This window comes from Cellulosimicrobium sp. AB352 (genome assembly GCF_049538415.1).
In the GTDB taxonomy this organism is placed as follows: domain Bacteria; phylum Actinomycetota; class Actinomycetes; order Actinomycetales; family Cellulomonadaceae; genus Cellulosimicrobium; species Cellulosimicrobium funkei.
In genome coordinates, this window is record NZ_JBMVFX010000019.1 from 56,775 (window position 1) to 81,178 (window position 24,404).

The window sequence follows — 24,404 nt, forward strand, 5'->3', positions numbered from 1 at the left end:
GGTCAGGCTAGGGGCGCTCCGGCGGCCACGCCCGCGGGGCCGGGCCGCCACCCGGACGAGGCCGAGCGGTGGCGCGGACGGGGCCGAGGGCCCGGCTCCGCGGTCGGTCCCGCCTCAGCTCCAGCGGAAGAGCCGGATGCCGAGCGGCAGGAGCACGGCCGTCCACACGAGCATGACGACCACCTGCACCGTGGGGAAGCCCTCCTCGAACCACCCCGCCGTCATCGCCTGCGACGCGGCACCGAGCGGCGTGAACCTCCCGACCTGCGCGACGGCCTCCGGCATCATCGGCCCCGGCGTCCACAGCCCGGAGAGGAACAGGAGCGGGAAGTAGATCAGCGTCCCGATCGCGGACGCCGTGCTCGCCTTGGGCGCACGCGCCGCGACGAGGGTGCCGAGCGCGTACATCGACGCGACGCCGAGGACGAACGCCAGCACGACCGTCGCCGCGTTCTGCGGCGCCGGCAGGCCGAACACGAGCTGCCCGACGACGAGCGCGACTACGGACGCGACCACGACGGCCACGAGGTTGATGACGAGGTGCGCGACGACGATCCCCTGCGGGCGCATGGGCGTCGTCGACAGGCGCCGCAGCAGGCCCTTCTCGCGGAACGTGGCGAAGTAGACCGGCATGGTCGTCAGGGCCGGGGTCGCGATCGCGGCGGCGAGCACCACGGGCGCGTAGAGCGCGACGGGCGTGAGCCCGCCCCACGGCGGGGGCGCGTCCTCGATCGGCACGCGCATCCCGGGGATGGCGAACCCGACCCCGACGAGCAGGACGGTCGGGAACACGAGCGCGAAGAACACCGTCCCCGGGTCGCGCAGCCAGAGCCGCGCCTCCGTGGCGAGCAGGACGCCGAACCCGCGCCAGCCGCTGCTGCGGCGGACGGGCGCGGCGGACGGGGTCAGGGTCGTGGCGGTCATCGGGACTCCCCTCGGGTCGGCCGGGCGTCGGTCGCGTCCGAGGCGTCGGTCGCGTCCGGGTCGTAGGTGCGGCCGGTCACGGCCACGAAGACGTCCTCGAGCGTCCGGGAGACGGTCCGGACGTCGTCGGGCACGACCTCCTGCTCGGCGAGCGCGAGCACGACGGCGGGCAGCACCCGCCGGGAGCCCGTGACCTCGATCTCGCGCCCGCCGCTCGGCGACGCCTCGACGCGCTCGACGTCCGCGAGCCCCGCGATCGTGTGCAGCGCGAGGTCGTGGTCCGCGGGCGGCACGCGCAGGCGCACGGTGCGCGACGTGTCGACGGAGTCCACGAGCTCCGCGGGCGTGCCCTGCGCGACGACCCGGCCGCGGTCGATGATGACGAGCCGGTCGCACAGGCGCTCCGCCTCGTCCATGAAGTGCGTGACGAGCAGGATCGTCACGCCGCGGTCGCGCACGCGCTCGACGAGCTCCCACGTCGCGCGGCGGGCCGCCGGGTCCAGCCCGGTGGTGAGCTCGTCGAGGATCGCGACGCGCGGGTTCCCCACGAGCGCGAGCGCGATCGACAGGCGCTGCTTCTGCCCGCCCGAGAGCTTGGCGAACGCGACGCGCCGGTGCGCGGCGAGGTCGAGCAGGTCGAGGAGCTCCTCCACGTCGCCGGGCGACGCGTAGAACGAGGCGAAGAGCCGCATCGCCTCCTCGACCGTGATCTTCTCGTTGAGCGCGGCCTCCTGGAGCTGGACGCCGACGACGTCGCGCACCGCGGCGGGGTCGGCCTGCGGGTCGACGCCGAGCACGCGGACCGTGCCGCCGTCGGCCTGGCGCAGCCCGACGAGGCACTCGACGGTCGTCGTCTTGCCGGCCCCGTTGGGCCCGAGGATGCCGAAGATCTCGCCCGGCCGGACGGTGAGGCTCACGTCCTCGACCGCGACGGTGCGCGAGCCGGAACCCTGCGGTCCCGGGTACGTCTTGCGCAGGTTCCGGATCTCGACGACCGGGGCGGGCCCGGCCGTGCGGTCGGCGGGCGGGGCGGGCGACGTCGCCGTCGTGCCGCCCGGGGGCGGTGCTGCGGTGCTCATGGTGACCTCCAGGAGGGTGTGCGGCACCCACGGACGGCGCCGTGCGCCGCCCGGACGGGTGGGAGTGCGGTGGGAGGGTGCCGCCGGTCAGGCGCTCGCGGTGCCCGCGAACTCGACCGGACGGATCGCGACGCCCCGCAGGACGACGCGCAGGAGCAGTGCGGCGAGCACGACCCCGACGAGCCCGCCGAGCACGGCGAGCCAGACGGGGGTGCCGTCGAGACCGACGACGCGCGAGAGCGCGTGGCCGAAGAACCCGGAGCGGAGGAACACCTCGCTCACCACGACGGTCGCGAGCGACGCGACGACGAGCAGCACGCCGCGCAGGAACCCGAAGCCGTAGAAGCCCGCGGCGACGACCATGCCCGCGAGGTAGTAGACGACGCAGAACGTGCCCTCGACGAGGATCATGAGCCCGACCTCGGACCCGTCCGCGTAGAGCTGCGTGAGGTCCTGCTCCGTCGGCCAGCCGGCCCGGCGGAACAGCGCCCACTCCGCCCACCGCACGAGCGCGGTCGCGATCCCGAACGTGAGCCCGGAGACGGCGGCGCCGATCCACAGCCCGTGCGTGTACGACCGCCGCGTGCCGCCGGCGGCGACGTGCAGCGCGATCGACATCAGCGGCAGGAGGATGCCCATGACGAAGAGGAAGAACTTCGCCGAGCCCGCGACGCCGCCCACGCCCTCGATGCTCACGTCGTCGTTGCGCAGCATGATCCACAGGACGAGGGCCCCGATGGCGAGCGCGATGAGCCAGAACCACACGCCGACGTACCAGGTGCCGCCGATGAAGTACCAGGCGACGGCGCGGACGCCGCGCCGGTGGGCGGCCTTCTCGAGCGCGCGGCGCTCCGCGGCGCGCGGGGTCGTGGCGGTCATCGTGCCTCCTGCGTGCGGGTGCGGGCGCGCGCGCCGTCCTCGGTGCGGTCGGTGCGCGTGAGGTGGACGAACAGGTCCTGGACGGGCACCGACCCGACCTCGAGCCCGGCCGCGGCGGCCGCGGCCCGCTCGTCGGGGGCGAACGTGCCGAAGAGGGTGACCTGGGCCGTGCTCCCCAGCCGCTGCCGGGCGAGCACCTCCCGGCCCGCGGTGTGGCGCTCGACGACGTCCGCCGGCCCGGTGAGGCTGACGCCGCGCGCGCGGACGTCGTCGGCGTTCTCGGCGAGGAGGACCCGCCCGCGGCCGATGATCACGACGTCCTCGAAGAGCCGCTCGACCTCGGCGATCAGGTGGCTCGAGAGCAGGATCGTGCGCGGGTGCTCGGCGTAGTCCGCGACGAGCGCGTCGTAGAACGCGTAGCGGCTCGGGGCGTCCATGCCGAGGTAGACCTCGTCGAAGATCGTCAGGGGCGCGCGGGCGGCGAGCCCGACGACCGCGCCGAGCGCCGAGCGCTTGCCGCGCGAGAGCTCGTTGGGCTTCTTGCGGACGTCCACCTCGAACGTGTCGAGGAGGCGCCCGGCGAGGTCGGCGTCCCAGTGCGGGCGCACGTCGGCGTAGTACTCGAGCGTGTCGCGCGCCTTGTCGGACTCCCCCACGTCGCCGCTCTCGCGCACGAGCTGGGTGTGCATCGTCGCCCAGACGTTCTCGAACGGGTCCTCGAGCTCGCCGTCCGGGCCGACGCGGACCGTGCCCGACGTCGGGCGCCGGAACGCGGCCAGCAGGGCGGCGAGCGTCGTCTTGCCGGCGCCGTTGCGGCCCAGGAGGCCGGTGATGACGCCGGGCCGGATCGTCAGGGTCGCACCGTCGAGCGCGGGGTCGTCGCCGCGGGAGTACCGCACGACGACGTCGCGCACCTCGGCGCCGAAGGGCGCGGTCGCGACGGGATGGTCGGTGGGGTGGCTGGTGGGCCGGGCGGTCACGGGTCTCACCTCGGGGTGGGGTCGGTGTCGGGGCCGGTACGGGGTGCGTCGCCGGTCCCGGGACCGGCGGGCCGCGGGCGGCCGAGGACGTGCTCGACGATCTCGGCGGCCGGGATGTCCAGGAGGTCCGCCTGCGCCAGCGCGGGGTCGAGGACCTCGTCGAAGAACCGCGCGCGGTGCTCGGCGAGCAGCCGCTCGCGCGCGCCGGGTGCGACGAACATGCCGAGCCCGCGCCGCTTGTAGAGGACGCCCTCGTCGACGAGGCCGGCGAACGCCTTGGCCGCCGTCGCCGGGTTGATCCGGAACGTCGTCGCGAACTGCGTCGTGGACATGACCTGCTCCTCCTCCGCGAGCTCCCCCGCGAGCACCTGCGCACGGATCATCTGCGCGATCTGGAGGTAGATGGGTTCAGGTCCGTCGAACATGGGGCCCATCCTCTCCCGCCTCGCGCGTTCTGTGGTTCATTACTTGAGTAATGAACCACAGATGGCCTGCTCGGCGCAACCCCTCGTCCGGACGCGCGGCGACCGGCGCCGGGCGGAACGATGGGGACGTCGGTACCGAGGCCGGTCCCGGTCGGCCGGGTCCGACGGGCTGCGAGGCGGAGGAGGCGGGGTGGGCGGAGCGTGCGAGCTCGCGGGCGGGACGCCCTGGGCCGAGCCGCTGAGCACGTGGACGAGCCTCGCGTTCGTCGTGGCCGGCGCGGCCGTCGTGCTGGCGGCGCGTCGGCCCGGACCCGGGCCCCGCCCCGCCCCGGGCGTGGCCGACGCCGTGGGTGCGGCGTCGCGCCTGCGCGTGGCCTTCGGGGTGCTGGTCGCCCTCATCGGGGTGGGCTCCGTGGTGCAGCACGGGCCGTCGCCGTCGTGGAACCCCGTCGTGCACGACCCGCCGCTGCTCGGGACGCTCGCGCTCGTCGCCGCCGACGCCGTCGCGGACCTCACCGGGCGCCGCCTGCGGACGTGGTGGTGGCTCGCGCCGACCCTGCTCGGGGTCGTGCTCGCGGCGGTCTCGGTGCCGGCGTCCACCGCCGCCCAGGTGGTCGCGGCGTGCGTCGCCGTGGCTGCGAGCGCCGCGCGCGCGTGGCGACGGCCCGCCGTCCGACGCCGCACGGTCGCCGCGCTCGTGCTGGTCGCCGTCGGCGGCACGGTGGGAACCCTGACCCGCCCGGGCTGGCCGCTGTGCGACGCCGACGGCGCGCTCGGCGTCACGCTCCAGGGGCACGCCGTCTGGCACGTGCTCGCCGCCACGGCGCTGTGGGTGCTCGCACCGACGCTCGGGACCCGCCCCGCGCCCGCACGCTCCCCCTGACCCGCTCCCTTCACCCGCCCCGGGCGGTACCGACGGCGGGCCGGCGGTGGGACGCTGGGAGGATCCGGCGTCCGCGGCGGGCCCCGCCCTCCGGCCGCCGGCGGTCCCGAAGGAGTGAGGCAACGATGGTCACCATCAGGCGCGGGTTCTCCAGCTTCTCGGCGGACGACCTCGACGCGGCGCGCGCGTTCTACGGGGACACCCTCGGGCTCCCCGTCACGGCACTCGACGGCGGGAACGGTCTGGTGCTCCACCTCGGCGGCGGCTCGGACGTGTTCGTCTACCCGAAGGAGGACCATCGGCCGGCCGCCTTCACGGTCGTGCACCTCACCGTCGACGACGTGGACCAGGTCGTCGACGAGCTCACCGCGAAGGGCGTGACGTTCGAGCGCTACGAGGGGTTCGACCAGGACGAGAAGGGGATCGCGCGCGGCTTCATGGAGGGCGGCGACGGCGCCTGGTTCACCGACCCGGCCGGCAACATCGTGGGCCTCGCGGACGGGGACGACATGGCCCGGCTCGTCGAGGGCTGAGCGCGGCCCGCTGACACCCCCGGCTCGCGAGGTAGAGCCCTGGTCACGACCAGGGCTCTACCTCGGCGGACCAGGGCTCTACCTCGCGGGACCGGGGCTCTACCTCGCGAGGGCGGGGGCGAACGCGGCGCGGACGCCGTCCAGGTCCTGCGCGACGAGCTCGGCGAGCTGCACCGCGTTGAGCGCGGCGCCCTTGCGGAGGTTGTCGTTCGAGATGAACAGCACGAGGCCGCGTCCGCCGGGGACGGACTGGTCGGTGCGGACGCGACCGACGAACGACGGGTCCTTGCCGGCCGCCTCCAGCGGGTTCGGGACGTCCGCGAGCGCGACGCCGGGAGCAGCAGCGAGGATCTCGCGTGCTCGGTCGGGCGTGATCGGGGCGCCGAACTCGGCGTGGATCGCGAGCGAGTGCCCGGTGAACACGGGGACGCGCACGCACGTGCCCGCGACGGCGAGCTCGGGCAGCCCGAGGATCTTGCGGGACTCGTTGCGGAGCTTCTTCTCCTCGTCCGTCTCCTCCTGCCCGTCGTCGACGATCGACCCGGCGAGCGGGACGACGTTGAACGCGACGTTGCGCGGGAAGACGCCGGGCTCGGGGAAGGCGACCGCGCCGCCGTCGTGCACGAGCCCGACGAGCCCGGCACCCGTGCCCTCGGCCGCCGCGCCCGCGACGGCCTGGGCGCGCAGCTCCTCCGCGCCGGCGAGCCCGGCCCCGGAGACGGCCTGGTACGTCGCGACGACCAGGCGCTCCAGCCCGGCCTCGTCCGCGAGCGGCTTGAGGACGGGCATCGCGGCCATCGTCGTGCAGTTGGGGTTGGCGATGATGCCCTTGCGCGCCTCGCGCAGCGCGCCCGGGTTCACCTCCGAGACGACGAGCGGGACGTCGGGGTCCATGCGCCACGCGGAGGAGTTGTCGATGACGACGGCGCCCGCGGCGGCGAACCGCTCGGCCTGCGCCTTCGACGTCGCGCCGCCCGCGGAGAAGAGCGCGACGTCGATCCCGCGCAGGTCCTCGGTCGAGGTCGCGGCGACGTCCTCGACGACGACGTCGGTCCCGCGCCACGGGAGCGTCGACCCGGCGGAGCGCGCCGACGCGAAGTAGCGGACGCTCGCGACGGGCAGGTCGCGCTCCTCGAGGAGGCGGCGCATGACCGCGCCGACCTGGCCGGTCGCGCCGACGACGGCGAGGTGCAGACCGGGGGTGCTCTGGGTGCTCATGGTGGGTCCTCTCCTGCGTCGGGTCAGCGGCCGGTGCCGGCGTAGACGACGGCCTCGCCGTCGGCGGCGTCGAGCTCGAAGGCGGTGTGCACGGCGCGCACCGCGTCGTCGAGCGAGTCCTCGCGCGTGACGACGGAGATGCGGATCTCCGAGGTGGAGATCATCTCGATGTTGATGCCCGCGTCGCGCAGCGCGCCGAACAGCTTCGCGGAGACGCCGGGGTGCGACTTCATGCCCGCGCCGACGAGCGAGAGCTTGCCGATCTGGTCGTCGAACTGGAGCGAGTCGAACCCGATCTCGGCCTGCAGCGCCGAGAGGGCGGACATCGCGGCCGGGCCGTCGCCCTCGGGGAGGGAGAACGAGATGTCGGTGAGGCCCGTGCGGGCCGCCGACACGTTCTGCACGATCATGTCGATGTTCACGCCCGAGCCCGCGACGACCTCGAAGATCCGCGCGGCCGTGCCCGGGACGTCGGGCACGCCGACGACGGTGATCTTGGCCTCGCTGCGGTCGTGCGCGACGCCGGAGATGATCGGATCTTCCATGACGGTCTCCTCGGGAAGGTCTGCGGTGCTGCCGGCGGTGCCGGCCGGGGAGCCGGCGCTCGCGCCGGGGCGCGCGGTGTACGCGTCCGCGCTGACGAACGTGCCGTCCTTGCCGCTGAAGGACGAGCGCACGTGGATGGGGACGCCGTACCGGCGGCCGTACTCGACGCAGCGCAGCGCGAGGACCTTCGCGCCGCTCGCCGCCATCTCGAGCATCTCCTCGTACGTGATGCGGTCGATCTTGCGCGCGGACGGCACGATGCGCGGGTCGGCCGTGAACACGCCGTCCACGTCGGTGTAGATCTCGCACACGTCGGCGTCGAGACCTGCCGCGAGCGCGACGGCGGTCGTGTCCGACCCGCCGCGCCCGAGCGTCGTCACGTCGTTCGTCGACTGCGTCACGCCCTGGAACCCCGCGACGATCGCGACCTGGCCGCGGTCGAGGGTCTCGCGCACGCGCGTCGGGACGACGTCGACGATGCGCGCCTTGCCGTGCACCGCGTCGGTGATGAGACCGGCCTGCTGCCCGGTGAACGACTTCGCCTTCACGCCGAGGCTCGTGATCGCCATCGCGAGCAGCGACATCGAGATGCGCTCGCCCGCGGTGAGGAGGATGTCCATCTCGCGCTGCGGAGGGAGGGGGCTGACCTGCTGGGCGAGGTCGATGAGCTCGTCGGTCGTGTCGCCCATCGCCGAGACCACGACGACGACGTCGTTCCCGGCCCGCTTCGCCTCGGCGATGCGCTTGGCCACCCGCTTGATGCTCTCGGCGTCCGAGACGGACGAACCGCCGTACTTCTGCACGACAAGTGCCACGTGCTGCTCCATCTGTCGCCGGCCTCCGTCTCTCTCAACGGCCCGCCGGGTGCTTGTGGGTCGGTCGATGATAGGCACGCGTCCCACGCCCCGGCCAAGCCCGTCCCGCCCTGCGGACCGTGACGACCGACGCCGGGGTCACACCTCCGGCAGCACGCGCGCCCGCGGACCGGCCACGACGACGTACGCCAACCCGACGACGACGGCCCCGCCGACGAGGTTGCCGAGGCCCACCCAGGTGAGGTTGCGGCCGAAGTCGGCCCACGTCGTCGGGCCGAGGTCACCGAAGAGCCCGAGGGAGAACGTCGTCATGTTGGCGACGACGTGCTCGAACCCGGACGCGATGAACGCGAGGATCCCCCAGAACAGGATGACCGCCTTGCCCGCCTCCGAGCGCAGGCGCCCGCAGGCCCAGATCGCGGCGCACACGAGGACGTTGCACAGCACGCCGCGGAAGAACAGCTCTCCCCCGGTCTCGTGCGCCTTGGCCCGCAGCATCGAGGCGACCATCTCGCCCGCGGCCGCGTTCGAGCGCAGCACCCCCGCCTGCGTGACGGCCCAGGCGAAGAGCATCGACCCGGCCAGGTTGCCGACGAGGCACAGGCCCAGCGTGGCGACGGCGTCGCGCACCCGGACGGCGCGCGTGGCGACGCCCTGGGTGAGGACCATCATCGCGGACGTGGCGAGCTCGGCCCCGGCGAAGACGACGAGGGTGAGGGCAGCGGCGAACACGCCGCCGGCGACGAGCCGCTCGCCCGGCGCCCCGGCGGCGAGGAACGGGCCCGCCGTCGCGACCATGAGCACGACGCCGACGCCGATGTACGCGCCCGCGAGCATCGCCGCGACGAGGTAGCGCCCGGGGCGTCTGGCGAGGAGCACCTTCTCCCGGGCCGCCTCCGACTGGGTGGTCACCGCCTGGGCGAGGGTCTGCACGCCCTCGATCCTCGCGGCCCGAGCGGGCTCCCGGACAGGGCCGGTGGTCGCGACGGCGCGGGACCGAAGGTCCGCCCACCGGCTCCGGGCCGCACGGTGCGGGAACGCCCGAGGGGCCGCGCGCGGTCTCCCGCTCGCGACCCTCGGGCGTCGGTCCCCGGCGGTCGTCAGCCGACGCGGCGCCGGTAGATCGCCGTCGCCCACGCATAGGCAAGGACGAGGATGCCCACGAGCCACGCGAGCGCTACCCAGATGTCGCTCCCGACGGGCTGGCCGGCGAAGAGCGACCGTAGGGTGTCGACGATCGCGGTGACGGGCTGGTTCTCGGCGAACCACGCGACCGGGCCCGGCATGGTGTCCGTGGGGACGAACGCGGAGCTGATGAACGGCAGGAAGATCAACGGGTAGCTGAAGGCCGACGCGCCGTCGACCGTCTTGGCCGAGAGCCCGGCGACCACCGCGAGCCATGTCAGGGCGAGCGTGAAGAGGACGAGGATGCCCAGCACCGCGAGCCACGCGCCCACCGACGCCCCGGTGCGGAACCCCATGAGGAGCGCCACGCCGACGACGATCGTCACGGAGACGAGGTTCGCCACGAGCGACGTGAGCACGTGCGCCCACAGGACGCTGGACCGGGCGACGGGCATGGACCGGAAGCGCTCGACGATGCCGCCCTGCAGGTCGAGGAACAGGCGGTAGGACGTGTACGCGACGCCCGACGCGACGGTGATGAGCAGGATGCCGGGCAGCAGGTAGTCGACGTACGACCCGCCGCTGCCGGTGTCGATCGCGCCGCCGAGCACGTAGACGAACAGGAGCATGAGCGCGATCGGGGTCACGGCGGTCGTGATGATCGTGTCGGGGCTGCGCAGGACGTGGCGCAGCGAGCGGCCCGTGAGGGCTCGGGTGTCGGCCAGGGCGTGGGTGGTCATCGGGCTTCCTCTCCTGCCGGGCGGGCGCCGTCGACGCTCGTCCGGTCCGCGGTGGGGGCGCTGTCGCCGGCGTCGCCGACGAGCGCGAGGAACACGTCCTCGAGGGAGGGCTGCTTCTCGACGTACTCGACGGTCGCCGGGGGCAGCAGGGCCTTGAGCTCGGCCAGGGTGCCGTTCTGGATGATCGTCCCCCGGTGCAGGATCGCGATCCGGTCGGCGAGCTGCTCGGCCTCGTCGAGGTACTGCGTGGTGAGCAGCACGGTCGTGCCACCCCGGGCCAGCTCGCGCACCGTGGCCCAGACCTCGTTGCGGGCCTGCGGGTCGAGGCCCGTCGTCGGCTCGTCGAGGAAGATGACGGACGGGTCGCCGACGAGGCTCATGGCGATGTCCAGCCGGCGCCGCATCCCGCCCGAGTAGGTCCCGGCGCGGCGGGCCCCGGCGTCGGTGAGGGCGAACCGGGCGAGCAGGTCGTCCGCGACGCGGCCCGGGTCGGCCAGGTGCCGCAGGCGGGCGACGAGGACGAGGTTCTCCCGCCCGGTGAGCACCTCGTCGACCGCGGCGAACTGCCCCGTCAGCGAGATGGACTCGCGCACCTGCCCGGGCTGGGCGACGACGTCGTGCCCGTCGACGGCCGCGGTCCCCGCGTCCGGCGCGAGCAGGGTGGACAGGATCCGCACGAGCGTCGTCTTGCCCGCACCGTTGGACCCGAGCAGCGCGACGATGCTCCCGCGCGCCACCTCGAGGTCGACACCGCGCAGCACGCGCAGGTCGCCGTACGACTTCTCGATGCCTCGTACCCGGACGGCCGGGGCGAGGGTCTGGTCAGCAGACATCTGCGGATCTCCGATCCTGAGGTTGGTGGGTTCAGGGCCGGCGGACGACGACGTCGCCGAACCCGGTGCTGGCGTGGATCTCCGCGGTGGCCTCGTCCTCGACGGGGCCCTCCGTGGGCGTGAGGTGGTTGCGCACGCTGCCGTGCTCGGAGCTCGCGTCGAGGAACGCGGCGGTGCCCTCGGGCACGCCCACCTCGATCGAGCCGTACGACGTCGCGAGGGTGACGCTCCCGGAGTCCAGGCGCTCGACCCGGATGCCGGCGTGCGCGGACTTGGCCGTGAGCGTGCCGCTCACGCGCGCCACCGCGATGTCGCCGTGCGCGCCGTGCACGGCGAGCGAGCCGGTGACGGCGCCGACCGTCGTCGTGCCGTTGGTCGCCTTGATGGTGCCCTCGCCACGGACCTCCTCGACGCGGACCGACCCGGCGCTGACGCGGGCGTCCAGCGAGCCCCGCACGCGGCGCGCCGCCACGGAGCCCGCCGAGGCCTTGACGTCGAGCCGGTCGACGTCCTCGACGCGGGCGTCCCCGGCGGAGAGCGCCATCTCGACGGTGCCGAGCCTGCCCTCGGCGTAGAGCGAGCCCGCCTTGCCGCGCACGTCGGAGCCCGCGGGCAGCTCGACGGTGATGTCGGCGGTGCCGGACGCGAACGGCAGCACGTACTGCTTCCACGACCCGGGGTAGGAGATCGTCAGGGCGCTGCCGTCGCCGTCGACGCGGACCGCCTCGGCGGCGCGGACGCTGCCGGACTTCGCGGGGTCGGTCGGCAGGACCGTGACGACGACGTCGTCGCGGTCCCCGGCGACCACGTGCAGCTGGGCGAACGGCACGTCGACGACGACGGGCAGGGGCTGAGGGGCAGGAAAAGTGGGCATGACGAAGCTCCAGGAGTGGTGTCGTGGTGGTGTCAGGTGCGGTCGGAGGAGGCGGGGGCGGGGACCGTGGGGGTCAGCGCACCCAGCCGGTGACGCGGGCGGAGCCGCGTTGCTGCGGGCGGGCCTGCGCGGCGGGGCGCCCGGTGGACTGCTCGAGCGCCGCGGCGACCGCGCGCACGAGCCACGTGTTGACGGAGACGCCGTCGCGCGCGGCGGCGGTCTCGGCCTGCGTCTTGAGGTGGTCGGGCAGGCGCAGGGTCGTGCGGGTCGTGGCCCCCGCCTCGACGTCGGCCGCCGCGGGGCCGGCCGGCGCGGTCGGGGCGCTCGCCGGGACGAGCGCCTCGGGCGGGGCGGGCGCGACGGCGGGGACGGCGACCACGAACTCGGGGGCACCGCCGCGCAGCCGCACGTCCACCGACCCGGGGGCGAGCTCCGCGGAGATCTCCCCCGCCGCGGCGGAGAGCGCGTCGAGGAGGACGAGGCGCACGGCCGCGTCCAGCGGAGCCGTCAGGCGCTCGGCGAGCCGACGGCCGTCGTCACCGGCGGCGTCCGCGGCAGCGGCGAGGCGGTCCTGGAGGTCGTCGACGTACGGGGTGAGGTCCATGACGCCATCATGGCACCACTCGTGGTGTCACCGCAACCCCTTGATGACAATACGTTGACACCACGGATGACACCGGCCGCGATGCGCCGAGATCTCAGGCCGTGAGGTCGTGGACGACGTCGTACCCGAGCTTGACGATGAGCGCGCCGACGACGACCACGAACACCACGCGCACGAACGCGCTGCCCTTGGCGACCGCCATCCGGGCGCCCACGTACGCCCCGAGCAGGTTGGCCGCGCCCATGACGAGGCCCAGCCCCCACAGCACCGCGCCGTACGGCACGAAGAAGATCAGCGCGCCGGCGTTCGTGGCGAAGTTCGCGATCTTCGCGAGCGCCGACGCCGGCAGGAACGCGTACCCGAGGATGCTCACGAGCGCGATGACGAAGAACGTCCCCGTGCCCGGGCCGAGCAGGCCGTCGTAGGTGCCGATGACGAGGCCGATCCCGGCCGCGGCCCAGCGGTGGCCGTTGCCCTCCCAGCGCAGGTTCGTCGTGTGCCCGAGCTTCGGCTTCGCGATCGTGTAGGCCGCGACGCCGACGAGCACCACGAGGATGATCGGCTTGAACAGGTCGGCCGGGATGCGCGACGCGAGCGCCGCTCCCCCGACGGCGCCCACGAGCGCCGCGAGCGCCATGGGCCCCGCGGTGCGCAGGTCCGGCCCGACGCGCCGGTAGTACGTCGCGGCGCTCACCGACGTCCCCATGATGCTCGCGAGCTTGTTCGTCGCGAGCGCCTGGACGGGGCTGATGCCCGGGACCAGGAGGAGCGCCGGGAGCTGGACGAGCCCGCCCCCGCCCACGACGGCGTCGATCCACCCCGCCGTGAGCGCGGCGAGGACGAGCAGGAGGACGGTCACGCCGTCGATCTCGAGCCCGCCGGAGACCGGGAGGGAGAGGGCGGGAAGCACCCCCCAGTGGTACCACGCCCACGGGGCGCGCCCGGGCCGGGTCCACGTCCGGTTCGCGGCACGGAGGACGCCACGACCCTTCCCTATGCGTAACCGTGCGGTTACGCTTGACGGATGGACGTATTCGAGGCCGTCGCCGACGACGTGCGCCGCGACCTGCTCCGCGCGCTGCGGGCGGGGTCGCTCAGCGCGGGCGACCTCGCGCGCGTGCGCGACGACGTCTCCCGCCCGGCCGTGAGCCGCCACCTGCGCGTGCTGCGCGAGGCGGGGCTCGTGGAGGCCGTCGTCGCGGGACGCCGTCGCGTCTACTCGCTGCGGCCCGCCGCGCTCGACCCCCTCGCCGCGTTCGTCGCGGCGCTCACCAGACCCGCCCCGCCCGTCCCGGCGCGGGCGCTCGACGGCCTCGACCTCGAGGTCCGCCGCACGACCCGAGAACGTCGTGCCGAGCGCGGCACGACCCGGCACGAGGAGAGCGCATGAGCGACCCGACGACCCCATCGGCAGCGCCCGTCCCGCCAGCACCCGGTCTGCCGACACCCGGCGGGACGGTGGAGCGCGGCCCCGCGGGCGACGAGCTCGTCGTCACGCGGACGTTCCGCGCGCCGGCCGACGACGTGTGGGCGAGCCTCACGGAGCCCGGCCGGCTCGCGCGGTGGATCGGCTACTGGGAGGGCGACCCCGCGACCGGCCGCGTCGAGTTCTTCATGACGGCCGAGAGCGACGACCCCGATCCCGAGGAGTACCGCATCACCCGGTGCGAGCCGCCGCACCGCTTCGCCGGGGTGACGTCCTCGGGCGACCAGACGTGGCACCTGTCCTTCGAGCTCACCGAGCAGGACGGCGTCACGACGCTGACCTTCCGCCAGCTCCTCGGCCCCGGCGACGACGCGCGGAACGTGGGGCCCGGGTGGGAGTACTACCTCGACCGGCTCGTCGCCGTGCGCGAGGGGCGCGACGCCGCCACCGTGCCGTGGGAGCCGTACCTCGCCGGGCTGGCGGACCACTACGGCCGGGCGGCCGACGCCGGCTGACCGCGGGACGCCCGCGGCGCCGGGACCGACGGCTCAGGACTGGAGGGCGTCGTACTCCGCCTCGGTCGCGACGTCGTCCTCGACGTCGAGACGCAGGTGCGCGAGCGCGAGCTGCAGGACGCGCAGCGCGCTCGCGGCGCGCTCCCCCCACAGGGAGACGTAGGAGAACTGCCACCACCACAGGCCCTCGAGCTCGCGGCCGCCGTCGTAGTGCTGCAGGCCCTTCGCGAGGCACTCGGCCACGCACGCCAGGTCGCCCGAGAGCGACGCCGCGCCGACCTCGGCGCCGACGAGCGGGTCGGTGATCTCGGCGTAGTCGTCGAACCCGTCGAAGAGCCGCGCGAGCGCCGTCCGCAGCGGGTCGACGTCCGTGTCGCGGCCGGCGTCGGGCTCGAAGCGCTCGACCGGCACGACGTCGCCCACGGCCCCCAGGCGGGCGCCCGCGGCGAGCGCGTCGGACAGCGCGAGGAGCAGGAGCGGCAGCACGGCGCCGGGGGCCGCGCCGGACGCGACCTGCGTCGTCGTGGTGAGGTAGGCGCGGGCCTGCTCCGCCATGCCCTCGGCGATCTCCCGCAGGTCGGGGTCGTTGTGGATCTCCCCCATGCTCGTCACCTCCCGTCAGCCGCCGACGAGGCGGCGGCCCTCGAACGCCCGGCCGAGCGTCACCTCGTCCGCGTACTCCAAGTCTCCACCGACCGGGAGCCCCGACGCGAGGCGGGTCACGCGCAGGCCCATGGGGCCGAGCATGCGCGCGAGGTAGGTCGCGGTGGCCTCGCCCTCGACGTTCGGGTCGGTCGCGAGGATCACCTCGGTCACCTGACCGTCCGCGAGCCGGCTCATGAGCTCCGCGATCCGCAGGTCGCCCGGCCCGACGTTCTCGATCGGGTTGATGGCGCCGCCGAGCACGTGGTACCGGCCGCGGAACTCGCGCGTGCGCTCGATCGCGACGACGTCCTTGGGCTCCTCGACGACGCAGATCACCTCGGGCGAGCGGCGCGGGTCCGCACAGATGCGGCACTGCTCCGACTCCGCGACGTTGCCGCACGTCTCGCAGAAGCGGACGCGCGCCTTCACCTCGGTGAGCGCGTCGGCGAGCCGGCGCACGTCCACCGCGTCGGCGGCGAGCAGGTGGAACGCGATGCGCTGCGCGCTCTTGGGCCCGACGCCGGGGAGTCGGCCGAGCTCGTCGATCAGGTCCTGGACAGCGCCTTCGTACACGCCCCCAGCCTACGGGGCGCGGCCCACACGGCGGACCGGGCCCGCCGCCGTCGCGGCCGCCGATCGTCGCCGGGTCGAGGACCTCCCCCGGCCACCAGGCTCCTGTCTCGGGGAGCGTCAGCCCTGGTCGTGGATCTCCTCGATGATCTTGCCGTCGAGCAGGCTCACCACGAGCGCGGTCCCGACGAGGCCCGTCGAGACGATGTCGGGGTCGTCCGCGGACGGGAGGTCGTCCATCGGGTCGGCCGAGGACGGTTCGCCCCGTCGCACGGGCTCCTCGGCGGGCCGCGGGACGCGGGCCGCCGCGATCGCCGCGCGCGCGGCGGAGACGCCCCGCAACGGTGCGGCCGACGTGGCTGCGGACGCCGGTGCGGCGGGGGCCGCCGGGCGGGCGGGCGCCCCCTGCGGCGAGGCCGCGGGCGACGCGGCGGGCGGCCGTCCCGGCGCCGTCGGCGCGGGGGCGGCGGACGGCGCGGTGCGGGCGGGGGCCTGCGTGGAGGTCGGGGTGGTCGGCGGGGCCGGTTCGAGCACGGGCTCCGGCTCGGGGCCGTCGTCGAGGTCGGCGGGCGGCTCCGCGGGCAGCCCCGCGAGCCACGCCTCGTCCGCGCTGTCCGCGCGCGGTGCGGGCGCCGGCGCGGACGCCGGGACCGACGCCCCCGCGAGCCAGGCCTCGTCGGCGGCGTCGACAACGGTCGAGCCGGCCGACGGCGCGGCGGGTGCGGCCTCGGTGCTCGGTCGCTCCTGGAGCGCGACGGCGGCGCGCGGGGTCTCGTGCGCCGCCGCGGCCTCGTCCGCCGGGCGGGAGGCGCTCGCGGAGCGGGCGGCGCCGGGCGCGCCCGGCGCCGCGACGGTCGCGACCGGCACTCCTGCCTGCGCGCCGCCCGAGCCGTGGAGGGCGGCAGCCCCGGCGCCCGCCGAGGCGGACCCCGCGGGGCCGGACGCGGCGGGAGCCGCTGCCGTCGGGGCGCTCGCCGCCGGGCCGGACGACGTGGCGACGGGCGACGCAGCGCCCGACGGCGCGGGGCCGGCGGACGGCACGGGCGACACCGGTGCAGGGCCGGACGACGGTGCCGAGCCGCCGCCCGCCTGGCCACCCTCGTCGAGGCGCGGCTCGACGCGGACCTGGAGCCCGAGCGTCTGGTAGACGACGTCCTGGACCGCGCTCGTGTGCCGGGACGACGAGAACGTCCGGGCCAGCCCGGGCGACGGGAAGGCGAGGTAGAGCACGTCGGCGCCGAGCTCCGCGACCTGCGCGTTGGCGCTCACCAGCGACCACGTCACGGGGCTCGCACGCAGGTTCTCGAGGACCTCCGGCCAGCGCCGCCGCAGCTCCTCCGTCGTCAGGGCAGGGCTCGCGCCACCCGCCGCCAGAGCAGACGACGCAGCCGCCTCCTGCCGGGGAGCCGCCTCGCGCGGCGTCGACGGCCGCGGGGTCTCCTCGTGCGGCGCCTCCTCGCGGGACGTCTCGTGGCGCGAGGCCTCGTGGTGCGGTGCCTCGGGGTGCGGTGCCTCGGGGGCGCGGGAGGGAGCGTCCGCCGAGGCAGCAGAGGCAGCGGTCGCGCGGGCGCGGTCGTCCGAGGCCTCGGACTCCGCGACGGACGTCGTGCCGGGCACGGCGCCCGACGCCGCGTCGGGCGCGGTACGGGGCGGGGCGCTCGCCGCACCGGACGCGGGACCGGTCCGCTCGGGGGCGGACGCCTCGGCAGGCGCGGTCTCCTCGCGCGGCGCGGACGAGTGCGTGGGAGCGGACGACCCGACGGCCGACCCGGCGCTGTCGACCGCCGACGACCCCGCACCGTCGGCCGCGCGCGACGCGGCACTGGGTGATGCGGAATCGGGCGACGCGGCGGCGGGCGATGCGACGGCAGGCGACGCGGAGGCGTCGCCTGACGGCCGGTCCTGCTCCGGCGCGGCGGGAGCCGCGACGCGCCCGACCGGCGTCGGGTCCTGCGCGGCAGGCGCGGCTGCGGGTGCCGCGGCGGGCTGACCCGGTCGCGCGGGCCGGAGCGCCGCGCGGACGGCAGCGGCACCGGTGAGGCCCGAGGAGGGCGCGCCGGCCGGAGCAGCAGCCGGGGCCGTCGCGGTGGCCGTGGCGCCGTCGCCCGGGGCGGGCGTCCCCGCGGCCGGGGGGACCACGACGTTGCCCAGGCCCCCACGCTCGAGCCGGTCGAGGCGCGCCGCGAACCCGGCCGCGCCGTCGTCCGCTCCGGGCAGGAGCAGGCGGGCCATGAGGAGCTCGAGGTGCAGGCGGGGCGACGTCGCGCCCGTCATCTCGGTGAGCGCGGCGTTGACGAGGTCGGCGGCCCGGGACAGCTCGGCCACCCCGAGGTGCTGCGCCTGCGTGCGCATGCGCTCGAGCTGGTCGGCGGGCTGGTCGCGCAGGACGGCCTGCGCCTCGTCGCCCGACACCGCGATGACGATGAGGTCGCGCAGGCGCTCCAGCACGTCCTCGACGAAGCGCCGCGGCTCGTGCCCCGTCGCGATGACGTGGTCCACGACCCGGAAGATGCTCGCGCCGTCGCGCGCGGCGAGCGCGTCCACGACGTCGTCGAGCAGGGTCGCGTGCGTGAAGCCGAGGAGCGCGACCGCGCGCTCGTACTCGACGGCGCCGTCCTCGGCACCCGCGATGAGCTGGTCCATGACGGACAGCGAGTCACGGACCGAGCCGCCGCCCGCGCGCGTGACGAGCGGGACCACGCCGCTGCCGATCGACACGCCCTCGGCCGCGCACAGCTCCTCGAGGTAGGGGCCGAGCACGTCCGGCGGGACGAGGCGGAAGGGGTAGTGGTGCGTGCGCGAGCGGATGGTGCCGATGACCTTGTCCGGCTCCGTCGTCGCGAAGACGAACTTCACGTGCTCCGGCGGCTCCTCGACGAGCTTGAGCAGCGCGTTGAAGCCCTGCGGCGTCACCATGTGCGCCTCGTCGAGGATGAAGATCTTGTACCGGTCGCGCGCGGGGGCGAACGCGGCGCGCTCGCGCAGCTCGCGCGCGTCGTCCACGCCGTTGTGCGACGCCGCGTCGATCTCGACCACGTCGAGGCTGCCGGGGCCGCCGCGCGCCAGCTCGACGCACGACGGGCACTGCCCGCACGGCGTGTCCAGCGGGCTCTCGGGGGTGTTCCGCTCGCAGTTGAGCGTGCGCGCGAGGATGCGCGCGCTCGTCGTCTTGCCGCACCCTCGGGGCCCGGAGAAGAGATAGGCGTGATTCACCCGACCGCTGCGCAACGCCTGCATGAGCGGTGCGGTCACGTGGTCCTGACCGATCACCTCGGCGAAGGTTTCGGGCCGGTAGCGGCGGTACAGGGCGGTGCTCACCCCGGTCACTCTAGACGTCGCGACCCACACGCACGAGGTCGCTCCGCCGTCGGTCCCGCCGGTCCCGGCCCGGCCGCGTCAGCGGTGCAGCGCCTTGCGCGCGAGCCAGTTGCCCAGCAGCTGCGCGACCTGCACGATCGCGATGATGACGAGCACCGTCACGACCACGACGCCCCAGTTGTAGCGCTGGTAGCCGTAGACGATCGCGAAGTTCCCCAGCCCGCCGCCGCCGATGATCCCGGCGATCGCCGACATGTCGAGCACCGCGATGAAGAGGAACGTGTAGCCGAGGATGAGCGGCGCGAGCGCCTCGGGCACGAGCACCGTCGTGATGATGCGCCACGACGACGCGCCCATGGCGCGCGCCGCCTCGATCACGCCCGGGTCGATGCCCACGAGGTTCTGCTCGACGATGCGGCTCGTGCCGAACGCCGTCATCACCGACAGCGGGAAGATGAACGCTTCCGTGCCGAGCGTCGTCCCGACCACCTGGAGCGTCACCGGCCCGAGCAGCGTGACGAAGATGATGAACGGGATCGGCCGCACGATGTTGACGAGCACGTTGAGCACGCCGAACACCCAGCGGTTGGCGAGCAGGTTGCCGCGCCGCGTCACGTAGAGCGCGATGCCGAGCGCGAGGCCCGCGACGCCGCCCGTGAGCAGGGCGACGGACACCATCTGGAGCGTCTGGCCGAACGACTCGACGAGGATCGGCCACAGCTGGGACCAGTCGCGGTTCATCAGCGGCCTCCGAGGTTGCCGTGGCGGAAGAGGGTGTCGCGGGCGAGACCGTACGGGTCGCCCGGGTCGTCGTCGGGGTCGGGGGCGTCCTCGTCGGCCGGAGCCGCGGCGAGGCGCGCGACGCGCGGGTCGTCGAGCGGGTGCTCCGCCGTCCCGAGGTCGACGACGTCGGCGCGCTCGCCCAGCGCGAGGAGGAACGGTGCGATGCGGTCCTCGGGCGCGTCGAGCTCGACCGTGAGCGACCCGAACGGCCGCTCGCCCACCTCGGAGATGCCGCCGTAGACGACGGACCCGTCGACGTCGTGCTCGCGCAGCAGGCGGAACAGGTCCGTCCCGGTGCTCGCGCCCTCGCGGACGCCGACCGTCACGAGGCGGCCCGGGTGGCGCTCGCGCAGGCGGGCGAGCGTCTCGCGCGACGGCCGGTCGTGCAGGGCGGTGCCGACGAACCGCTGCGCGGCGTCGGCGCGGGGCGCGGAGAAGACGTCGTACACGTCGCCCGTCTCGACGACCCGCCCGTGCTCCATCACGGCGACGCGGTGGCACGTCGAGCGCACGACCTCCATCTCGTGCGTGATGACGACGATGGTGATGCCGAGCTCGGCGTTGACGCGCCGCAGGAGCGCGAGGACCTCGCGCGTCGTCTCGGGGTCGAGCGCGGAGGTCGCCTCGTCGGCGAGGAGGATCGTGGGCTGCGCCGCGAGCGCGCGGGCGATCCCGACGCGCTGCTTCTGCCCGCCCGAGAGCTGGCGCGGGTACGCCTTCGCCTTGTCGGCGAGCCCGACGAACGCGAGGAGCTCGGCGACGCGCGCCGCGCGCTTCTCGCGCGACCAGCCCGCCACCTTGAGCGGGTAGGCCACGTTCCCCGCGACGGTGCGGGACGACAGCAGGTTGAACTGCTGGAACACCATCCCGATGCGCGAGCGCACCTCGCGCACGCGGCGCTCGGACAGGCCCGTGATGACCTGCCCGTCGACGACGACCTCGCCGCTCGTCACCGTCTCCAGCGCGTTGACGAGCCGCACGAGCGTCGACTTCCCGGCGCCGGAGTAGCCGATGACGCCGAAGATCTCGCCGCGGCGGATGGACAGCGAGACGTCGTCGACCGCGTGCACGGCACCGTCGCCCTCGCCGAAGGTCTTGCTCACGTGGCGCAGCTCGATCGCGGGCTGCTCGTCACCACCCGGGTCGCGGGGGACGTCGGTCACGTCGGAATCCTCTCGTCGGAGGCCGGGCCGCAGGGCCGGCCGCCTGGCGCGGTCGGGCGCCCGCCGTCGGGCGAGCCGTCCGCCTGCCATCGTCTCTCCCCGGCACGACGGCGCGCGAGGGCGGGCGCGTCGTGCGCGCCCGCCCTCCCGTCGCCCGGGACGCGCCGGGTCAGCCGCGGATGTCGTCCTCGATGCCCGCGAGGATCTCCTGGAGCTCCGCCGGGGAGTTCTCCTTGATGACGGCCGTGCCGCCCGACGCCTTCTTCTCGGCCTCGACGACCTCCGGCGAGTGCGAGAGCTCGGCGAGCTTGAGCAGCGTCTCGTCGTCCTTGTCCTCGGCGCGCGCGACCCACACGTTGATGTAGGGCTTGGCGGCGTCGGAGTCGGGGTCGTCCTGGAAGAGGGCCTCGTCGGGCGAGAGGCCCGCGTCCTCGACGAAGTCGTTGTTGATGATCGACGCGTCGACCGACTGGAGCTGGATCGGCGTCTGCGCGGCGTCGACGGGCGTGACGGTCACCTTCGAGCTGGGCAGCACGTCGGCCTCGGTGGAGATGGAGCTCCCGCCGTCCTTGAGCTCGACGAGGCCGGCCTCCTGCAGCACGAGGAGCGCGCGGGCGAGGTTCGTCGGGTCGTTGGGCACGGCGACCTGGCCGCCGTCGGGGATCTGCTCGAGCGACGTGTGCTTCGTCGAGTACAGGCCTAGCGGGTAGACGGCGGTCGCGCCGATGGGCTGCAGGTCGTCGTTCGCGTCCACGTTGTAGCCCGCGAGGAACTGCAGGTGCTGGAACTGGTTCACGTCGAGCTCGCCCTGGGACAGCGCGGGGTTCGCCTGCGTGTAGTCCTGGAGGTCGACGAGCTCGACGTCGATGCCCTCGGCCTCGGCCTGCTCCTGGAAGACGGCCCACTTGTCGTCGGACGCGCCGACGACGCCGACGCGGATCGGGCCCTCGTCGCCGCTCTCGCCGGAGGCGCCGCCCGAGGAGTCGCCGCCACCGCACGCGGTGAGGGTCAGGGCGGCCGTCGCGGCGATCGCGGTCCAGGTCAGGCGCTTGCGGGTGGTGGAGAACGACATGGGGGTTCCTTCCGATGACGGCGGCGCGGTCACGGGTGGCGACCGGCACGGCCGGGGGTGCAGGGGGTCCCTGCGAGGCGGTGGGGTTCGGGGTGCTTCCGGCGGGCCATCAGCCACGCGGCGAGCGGGGGCCGGTCGTCGTCGAGGACGACGCGGCGGGTGCGGCGCAGGTCTCCCTGCGGGTCACGACGGCGTCAGCAGCCGCACATTCGCCCGGTGCGCACGCGGCGACAGCACGACGAGCCGGCGCAGGCTGCTGCGCGCGGGGTCGTGGTCACGACGTGCTGACGGGTCATGCCGACATCATGGGCACGACGACGGCCCGCACGCCAATCTCCGACCGCGAAAGTCCACGATGTGGACCGGAAAGTGATCGCATGCCGGGAACGGAAGCGTCTCGACCGGGTTAAAAGGGGCGAATGCCGCAGGGTGGAGGCGACTCGGCCCGACGGCGGAGCGGGCGGTCCGGGGACACAAAGGACCCCTCGCACACCCACCAGAGCTCACCTACCCTTGCTGCCTTCCGGCCCTGGGGGAGTTCGGCGAGATGATGCCGCACGAGGGGTCTGCACCCAGCCTAGCCCAGGTCGGCGCCGCGCTCGAAACCCGCTCCACCGCGCGCCCCGCCGCGCGCCTGATCGCAGGCTCCCCCGAGGCGATTCGGTCGGGGCGCCGCCGTCCGGTATCCTCGTTGCGCTGCTGTCGGTGCACATCTGTGCGTCGCTGACCGTCGCCAGGAGGATTCGCCTAGTGGCCTATGGCGCACGCTTGGAAAGCGTGTTGGGTTAACAGCCCTCGGGGGTTCGAATCCCCCATCCTCCGCAGACCGAAGGGCCCGCCGCACTCGCGGCGGGCCCTTCGTCGTCGTCGTACGAGCGCACACCGAAAAGGCCCGTCGCACAGGTGCGACGGGCCTCTCGACGTCCCGACGGTCCGACGCGCCGGGACGTGGCGCCGGCGGTGCCGCCGACGGCTCCCCCCAGCCTACGGGTGTCCGGCCCGGAACGGCAGGGGTGGAGAGCCCCGGAGTCCCGGATCTTCGCCACATCCACCCACCCTGGGAGCACCCTGGACCCCTGGACAGGCGTTGAACGCGTGTTTAGTCTATTGAACATGCGTTCAGAGCAGCCTCCGAGGACCGGTCGGGCCACGCCCGCGCCGTCGGGCACCGACGACCTCACGACCCGTGCCCGCATCCGGGACGCCGCGATCTCGCGGTTCGCGCGCGACGGGTTCGGCGCGCCGCTGCGCACCGTCGCGGCGGACGCGGGCGTGAGCGCGGCGCTCGTCGTGCACCACTTCGGCTCCAAGGACGGGCTGCGCCGGGCCTGCGACGCGTACGTGTTCGACGCCGTCCGCGCCGCGAAGACCGACGCGATCTCGCCGCAGGACCCGGCGGCCGGGCCCATGGCGCTGTTCACGCAGCTCGCCGGGATCGAGGACTACGCGCCCGTGTTCGAGTACACGCTGCGCAGCCTCCAGGCGGGCGGCGACCTCGCACGGTCGTTCGTCGAGCACCTCACGCAGGTCACGCTCGAGTACATGGAGGACGGCGTCGCCGCCGGGGTGATCCGCCCGAGCCGCGACGAGCCCGCCCGCGCGCGGTACCTCGTCTCGCTCTCCCTCGGCTCGCTCCTCGTCGACGGCGCGCTGCGCGAGCGGACCGAGCCGCGCGACCCCGAGACCGACCTCCGCGAGTACGTCGAGCGCGTGATGCTGCCCGCGCTCGAGGTCTTCACCGAGGGGCTCTTCGTCGAGCCGACGCTGCTCGACGCGTACGTCCGGCACACCACCCACCAGGAGGAGACGCGATGACGAGCACGACCCCCGCCGTCGAGGTGCACGACCTGCGCAAGGCGTTCGGCCACGTGCAGGCGCTCGACGGCCTCGACCTGACCGTCCGCACGGGCGAGGTCGCCGGGTTCCTCGGGCCCAACGGCGCCGGCAAGTCGACCACGATCCGGGTGCTGCTCGGGCTGCTGCGCGCCGACTCGGGGACCACCCGGCTGCTCGGCGGGGACCCGTGGCGCGACGCCGTCGACCTGCACCGCCGCCTCGCGTACGTGCCGGGCGACGTGAGCCTGTGGCCGAACCTCACCGGCGGCGAGGCGATCGACCTGCTCACCCGGCTGCGCGGGCGCGTCGACCCGCGCCGCAAGGCGCTCCTGCTCGAACGGTTCGAGCTCGACCCGTCGAAGAAGGCGCGCACCTACTCCAAGGGGAACCGGCAGAAGGTCGCGCTCGTCGCGGCGTTCGCGTCCGACGTCGAGCTGCTCGTGCTCGACGAGCCGACGTCGGGCCTCGACCCCCTCATGGAGTCGGTGTTCACGCAGTGCGTGCGCGAGGTCACGGCGGAGGGCCGGTCGGTGCTGCTCTCGAGCCACATCCTCGCGGAGGTCGAGAAGCTGTGCGACACCGTGACGATCATCCGGGCCGGCCGCACCGTCCAGTCCG

25 protein-coding genes, 1 tRNA gene and 1 other RNA gene are annotated in these 24,404 nt (G+C 74.6%); 7 read left to right on the forward strand and 20 right to left on the reverse strand.

All coding sequences use genetic code 11. The features are described from left to right. Positions 1–114: 114 nt before the first annotated feature. From ACPCUX_RS14110 to ACPCUX_RS14130, 5 genes are all read right to left on the reverse strand, one after another. Positions 115–924 carry an ABC transporter permease gene (locus ACPCUX_RS14110; RefSeq protein WP_423389012.1) on the reverse strand — a complete coding sequence of 270 codons (810 nt, stop codon included), beginning with the start codon at positions 922–924 and terminating at the stop codon, positions 115–117. After that, a complete protein-coding gene (locus ACPCUX_RS14115) occupies positions 921–2,003 on the reverse strand; it encodes an ABC transporter ATP-binding protein (protein WP_423389013.1) in 1,083 nt (360 codons plus the stop codon). Before ACPCUX_RS14115 ends, ACPCUX_RS14110 begins: the two co-directional genes overlap by 4 nt. A gap of 87 nt (positions 2,004–2,090) precedes the next feature. After that, entirely contained in the window at positions 2,091–2,882 is a 792-nt protein-coding gene (locus ACPCUX_RS14120; protein ID WP_396050390.1) for a hypothetical protein, read from the reverse strand. Further along, positions 2,879–3,862, reverse strand: a complete 984-nt coding sequence (locus ACPCUX_RS14125; protein WP_423389014.1) for an ATP-binding cassette domain-containing protein — start codon at positions 3,860–3,862, stop codon at positions 2,879–2,881. The genes ACPCUX_RS14120 and ACPCUX_RS14125 overlap by 4 nt, the downstream gene beginning before the upstream one ends. A 5-nt stretch (positions 3,863–3,867) precedes the next feature. Beyond that, positions 3,868–4,287: a GntR family transcriptional regulator gene (locus ACPCUX_RS14130; RefSeq protein ID WP_031316974.1), complete on the reverse strand. Its 420-nt coding sequence runs from the start codon at positions 4,285–4,287 to the stop codon at positions 3,868–3,870. Between the two features lie 190 nt (positions 4,288–4,477). Between ACPCUX_RS14130 and ACPCUX_RS14135 the strand changes: the two genes are divergently transcribed. Beyond that, a complete protein-coding gene (locus ACPCUX_RS14135; RefSeq protein ID WP_423389015.1) occupies positions 4,478–5,170 on the forward strand; it encodes a hypothetical protein in 693 nt (230 codons plus the stop codon). Between the two features lie 125 nt (positions 5,171–5,295). Continuing rightward, positions 5,296–5,703, forward strand: coding sequence for a VOC family protein (locus tag ACPCUX_RS14140; RefSeq protein WP_423389016.1), 408 nt, complete (start codon positions 5,296–5,298; stop codon positions 5,701–5,703). Positions 5,704–5,802: 99 nt separating this feature from the next. Here ACPCUX_RS14140 and ACPCUX_RS14145 read toward each other — a convergent pair whose 3' ends face one another. From ACPCUX_RS14145 to ACPCUX_RS14180, 8 genes are all read right to left on the reverse strand, one after another. Beyond that, the gene (locus ACPCUX_RS14145; protein ID WP_144721959.1) at positions 5,803–6,921 is read right to left on the reverse strand and encodes an aspartate-semialdehyde dehydrogenase; all 1,119 of its coding nucleotides are present in this window, start codon (positions 6,919–6,921) and stop codon (positions 5,803–5,805) included. Between the two features lie 23 nt (positions 6,922–6,944). After that, positions 6,945–8,282 carry an aspartate kinase gene (locus ACPCUX_RS14150; RefSeq protein WP_031316267.1) on the reverse strand — a complete coding sequence of 446 codons (1,338 nt, stop codon included), beginning with the start codon at positions 8,280–8,282 and terminating at the stop codon, positions 6,945–6,947. Positions 8,283–8,420: 138 nt separating this feature from the next. Continuing rightward, entirely contained in the window at positions 8,421–9,215 is a 795-nt protein-coding gene (locus tag ACPCUX_RS14155; RefSeq protein WP_034652057.1) for a formate/nitrite transporter family protein, read from the reverse strand. Positions 9,216–9,382: 167 nt separating this feature from the next. Beyond that, entirely contained in the window at positions 9,383–10,147 is a 765-nt protein-coding gene (locus ACPCUX_RS14160; protein ID WP_423389017.1) for an ABC transporter permease, read from the reverse strand. Beyond that, positions 10,144–10,980 (reverse strand): ABC transporter ATP-binding protein, encoded by an 837-nt coding sequence (locus ACPCUX_RS14165; protein WP_085387298.1) that lies wholly within the window; start codon positions 10,978–10,980, stop codon positions 10,144–10,146. Before ACPCUX_RS14165 ends, ACPCUX_RS14160 begins: the two co-directional genes overlap by 4 nt. A 31-nt stretch (positions 10,981–11,011) precedes the next feature. Continuing rightward, positions 11,012–11,854, reverse strand: coding sequence for a DUF4097 family beta strand repeat-containing protein (locus ACPCUX_RS14170; protein ID WP_043654371.1), 843 nt, complete (start codon positions 11,852–11,854; stop codon positions 11,012–11,014). A 73-nt stretch (positions 11,855–11,927) separates the two neighbouring features. Continuing rightward, positions 11,928–12,458, reverse strand: coding sequence for a histidine kinase (locus ACPCUX_RS14175; RefSeq protein WP_085387297.1), 531 nt, complete (start codon positions 12,456–12,458; stop codon positions 11,928–11,930). Between the two features lie 94 nt (positions 12,459–12,552). Then, entirely contained in the window at positions 12,553–13,368 is an 816-nt protein-coding gene (locus ACPCUX_RS14180; protein ID WP_171468384.1) for a TSUP family transporter, read from the reverse strand. Between the two features lie 114 nt (positions 13,369–13,482). Here ACPCUX_RS14180 and ACPCUX_RS14185 point away from each other — a divergent pair, with 114 nt between their 5' ends. Both ACPCUX_RS14185 and ACPCUX_RS14190 read left to right on the forward strand, forming a co-directional pair. Continuing rightward, positions 13,483–13,848, forward strand: a complete 366-nt coding sequence (locus ACPCUX_RS14185; protein ID WP_043659923.1) for an ArsR/SmtB family transcription factor — start codon at positions 13,483–13,485, stop codon at positions 13,846–13,848. Then, positions 13,845–14,399 (forward strand): SRPBCC family protein, encoded by a 555-nt coding sequence (locus ACPCUX_RS14190; protein WP_423389018.1) that lies wholly within the window; start codon positions 13,845–13,847, stop codon positions 14,397–14,399. The genes ACPCUX_RS14185 and ACPCUX_RS14190 overlap by 4 nt, the downstream gene beginning before the upstream one ends. A gap of 33 nt (positions 14,400–14,432) precedes the next feature. Here the strand turns inward: ACPCUX_RS14190 and ACPCUX_RS14195 are convergent, their stop codons facing one another. The 7 genes from ACPCUX_RS14195 to ffs form a co-directional block, all read right to left on the reverse strand. Further along, a complete protein-coding gene (locus ACPCUX_RS14195; RefSeq protein ID WP_043659926.1) occupies positions 14,433–15,002 on the reverse strand; it encodes a DUF5063 domain-containing protein in 570 nt (189 codons plus the stop codon). Positions 15,003–15,017: 15 nt separating this feature from the next. Next, positions 15,018–15,617: a recombination mediator RecR gene (recR, locus tag ACPCUX_RS14200; protein WP_021483478.1), complete on the reverse strand. Its 600-nt coding sequence runs from the start codon at positions 15,615–15,617 to the stop codon at positions 15,018–15,020. A 117-nt stretch (positions 15,618–15,734) separates the two neighbouring features. Next, on the reverse strand, positions 15,735–18,932 hold the full coding sequence (locus ACPCUX_RS14205; protein ID WP_423389019.1) for a DNA polymerase III subunit gamma and tau: 3,198 nt from the start codon (positions 18,930–18,932) through the stop codon (positions 15,735–15,737). Between the two features lie 78 nt (positions 18,933–19,010). Further along, a complete protein-coding gene (locus ACPCUX_RS14210; protein ID WP_021483094.1) occupies positions 19,011–19,673 on the reverse strand; it encodes a methionine ABC transporter permease in 663 nt (220 codons plus the stop codon). After that, positions 19,673–20,878, reverse strand: coding sequence for a methionine ABC transporter ATP-binding protein (locus tag ACPCUX_RS14215; RefSeq protein ID WP_167405764.1), 1,206 nt, complete (start codon positions 20,876–20,878; stop codon positions 19,673–19,675). The genes ACPCUX_RS14210 and ACPCUX_RS14215 overlap by 1 nt, the downstream gene beginning before the upstream one ends. A 169-nt stretch (positions 20,879–21,047) precedes the next feature. Next, a complete protein-coding gene (locus ACPCUX_RS14220; RefSeq protein ID WP_043652304.1) occupies positions 21,048–21,950 on the reverse strand; it encodes a MetQ/NlpA family ABC transporter substrate-binding protein in 903 nt (300 codons plus the stop codon). 473 nt (positions 21,951–22,423) lie between these two features. Continuing rightward, positions 22,424–22,520: signal recognition particle sRNA small type (ffs, locus tag ACPCUX_RS14225), an RNA gene on the reverse strand. A gap of 166 nt (positions 22,521–22,686) precedes the next feature. Here ffs and ACPCUX_RS14230 point away from each other — a divergent pair. From ACPCUX_RS14230 to ACPCUX_RS14240, 3 genes are all read left to right on the forward strand, one after another. Continuing rightward, positions 22,687–22,772, forward strand: a tRNA-Ser gene (locus ACPCUX_RS14230). 291 nt (positions 22,773–23,063) lie between these two features. Next, on the forward strand, positions 23,064–23,765 hold the full coding sequence (locus ACPCUX_RS14235) for a TetR/AcrR family transcriptional regulator (RefSeq protein WP_076404487.1): 702 nt from the start codon (positions 23,064–23,066) through the stop codon (positions 23,763–23,765). After that, positions 23,762–24,404 (forward strand): ABC transporter ATP-binding protein (locus ACPCUX_RS14240; RefSeq protein WP_423389020.1); only part of this gene is annotated, 643 nt, incomplete at its 3' end. The genes ACPCUX_RS14235 and ACPCUX_RS14240, both read left to right, overlap by 4 nt.

What these genes read in the sequence shown, in the direction of transcription:
- ACPCUX_RS14165 (WP_085387298.1), bottom strand. Translation starts at nt 10,980, where the DNA reads ATGTCTGCTGACCAGACCCTCGCCCCGGCCGTCCGGGTACGAGGCATC.
- ACPCUX_RS14160 (WP_423389017.1), bottom strand. Translation starts at nt 10,147, where the DNA reads ATGACCACCCACGCCCTGGCCGACACCCGAGCCCTCACGGGCCGCTCG.
- ACPCUX_RS14185 (WP_043659923.1), top strand. Translation starts at nt 13,483, where the DNA reads ATGGACGTATTCGAGGCCGTCGCCGACGACGTGCGCCGCGACCTGCTC.
- ACPCUX_RS14195 (WP_043659926.1), bottom strand. Translation starts at nt 15,002, where the DNA reads ATGGGGGAGATCCACAACGACCCCGACCTGCGGGAGATCGCCGAGGGC.
- ACPCUX_RS14115 (WP_423389013.1), bottom strand. Translation starts at nt 2,003, where the DNA reads ATGAGCACCGCAGCACCGCCCCCGGGCGGCACGACGGCGACGTCGCCC.
- ACPCUX_RS14145 (WP_144721959.1), bottom strand. Translation starts at nt 6,921, where the DNA reads ATGAGCACCCAGAGCACCCCCGGTCTGCACCTCGCCGTCGTCGGCGCG.
- ACPCUX_RS14120 (WP_396050390.1), bottom strand. Translation starts at nt 2,882, where the DNA reads ATGACCGCCACGACCCCGCGCGCCGCGGAGCGCCGCGCGCTCGAGAAG.
- ACPCUX_RS14130 (WP_031316974.1), bottom strand. Translation starts at nt 4,287, where the DNA reads ATGTTCGACGGACCTGAACCCATCTACCTCCAGATCGCGCAGATGATC.
- ACPCUX_RS14235 (WP_076404487.1), top strand. Translation starts at nt 23,064, where the DNA reads ATGCGTTCAGAGCAGCCTCCGAGGACCGGTCGGGCCACGCCCGCGCCG.
- ACPCUX_RS14220 (WP_043652304.1), bottom strand. Translation starts at nt 21,950, where the DNA reads ATGTCGTTCTCCACCACCCGCAAGCGCCTGACCTGGACCGCGATCGCC.
- ACPCUX_RS14110 (WP_423389012.1), bottom strand. Translation starts at nt 924, where the DNA reads ATGACCGCCACGACCCTGACCCCGTCCGCCGCGCCCGTCCGCCGCAGC.
- ACPCUX_RS14175 (WP_085387297.1), bottom strand. Translation starts at nt 12,458, where the DNA reads ATGGACCTCACCCCGTACGTCGACGACCTCCAGGACCGCCTCGCCGCT.
- ACPCUX_RS14140 (WP_423389016.1), top strand. Translation starts at nt 5,296, where the DNA reads ATGGTCACCATCAGGCGCGGGTTCTCCAGCTTCTCGGCGGACGACCTC.
- ACPCUX_RS14170 (WP_043654371.1), bottom strand. Translation starts at nt 11,854, where the DNA reads ATGCCCACTTTTCCTGCCCCTCAGCCCCTGCCCGTCGTCGTCGACGTG.
- ACPCUX_RS14210 (WP_021483094.1), bottom strand. Translation starts at nt 19,673, where the DNA reads ATGAACCGCGACTGGTCCCAGCTGTGGCCGATCCTCGTCGAGTCGTTC.
- ACPCUX_RS14190 (WP_423389018.1), top strand. Translation starts at nt 13,845, where the DNA reads ATGAGCGACCCGACGACCCCATCGGCAGCGCCCGTCCCGCCAGCACCC.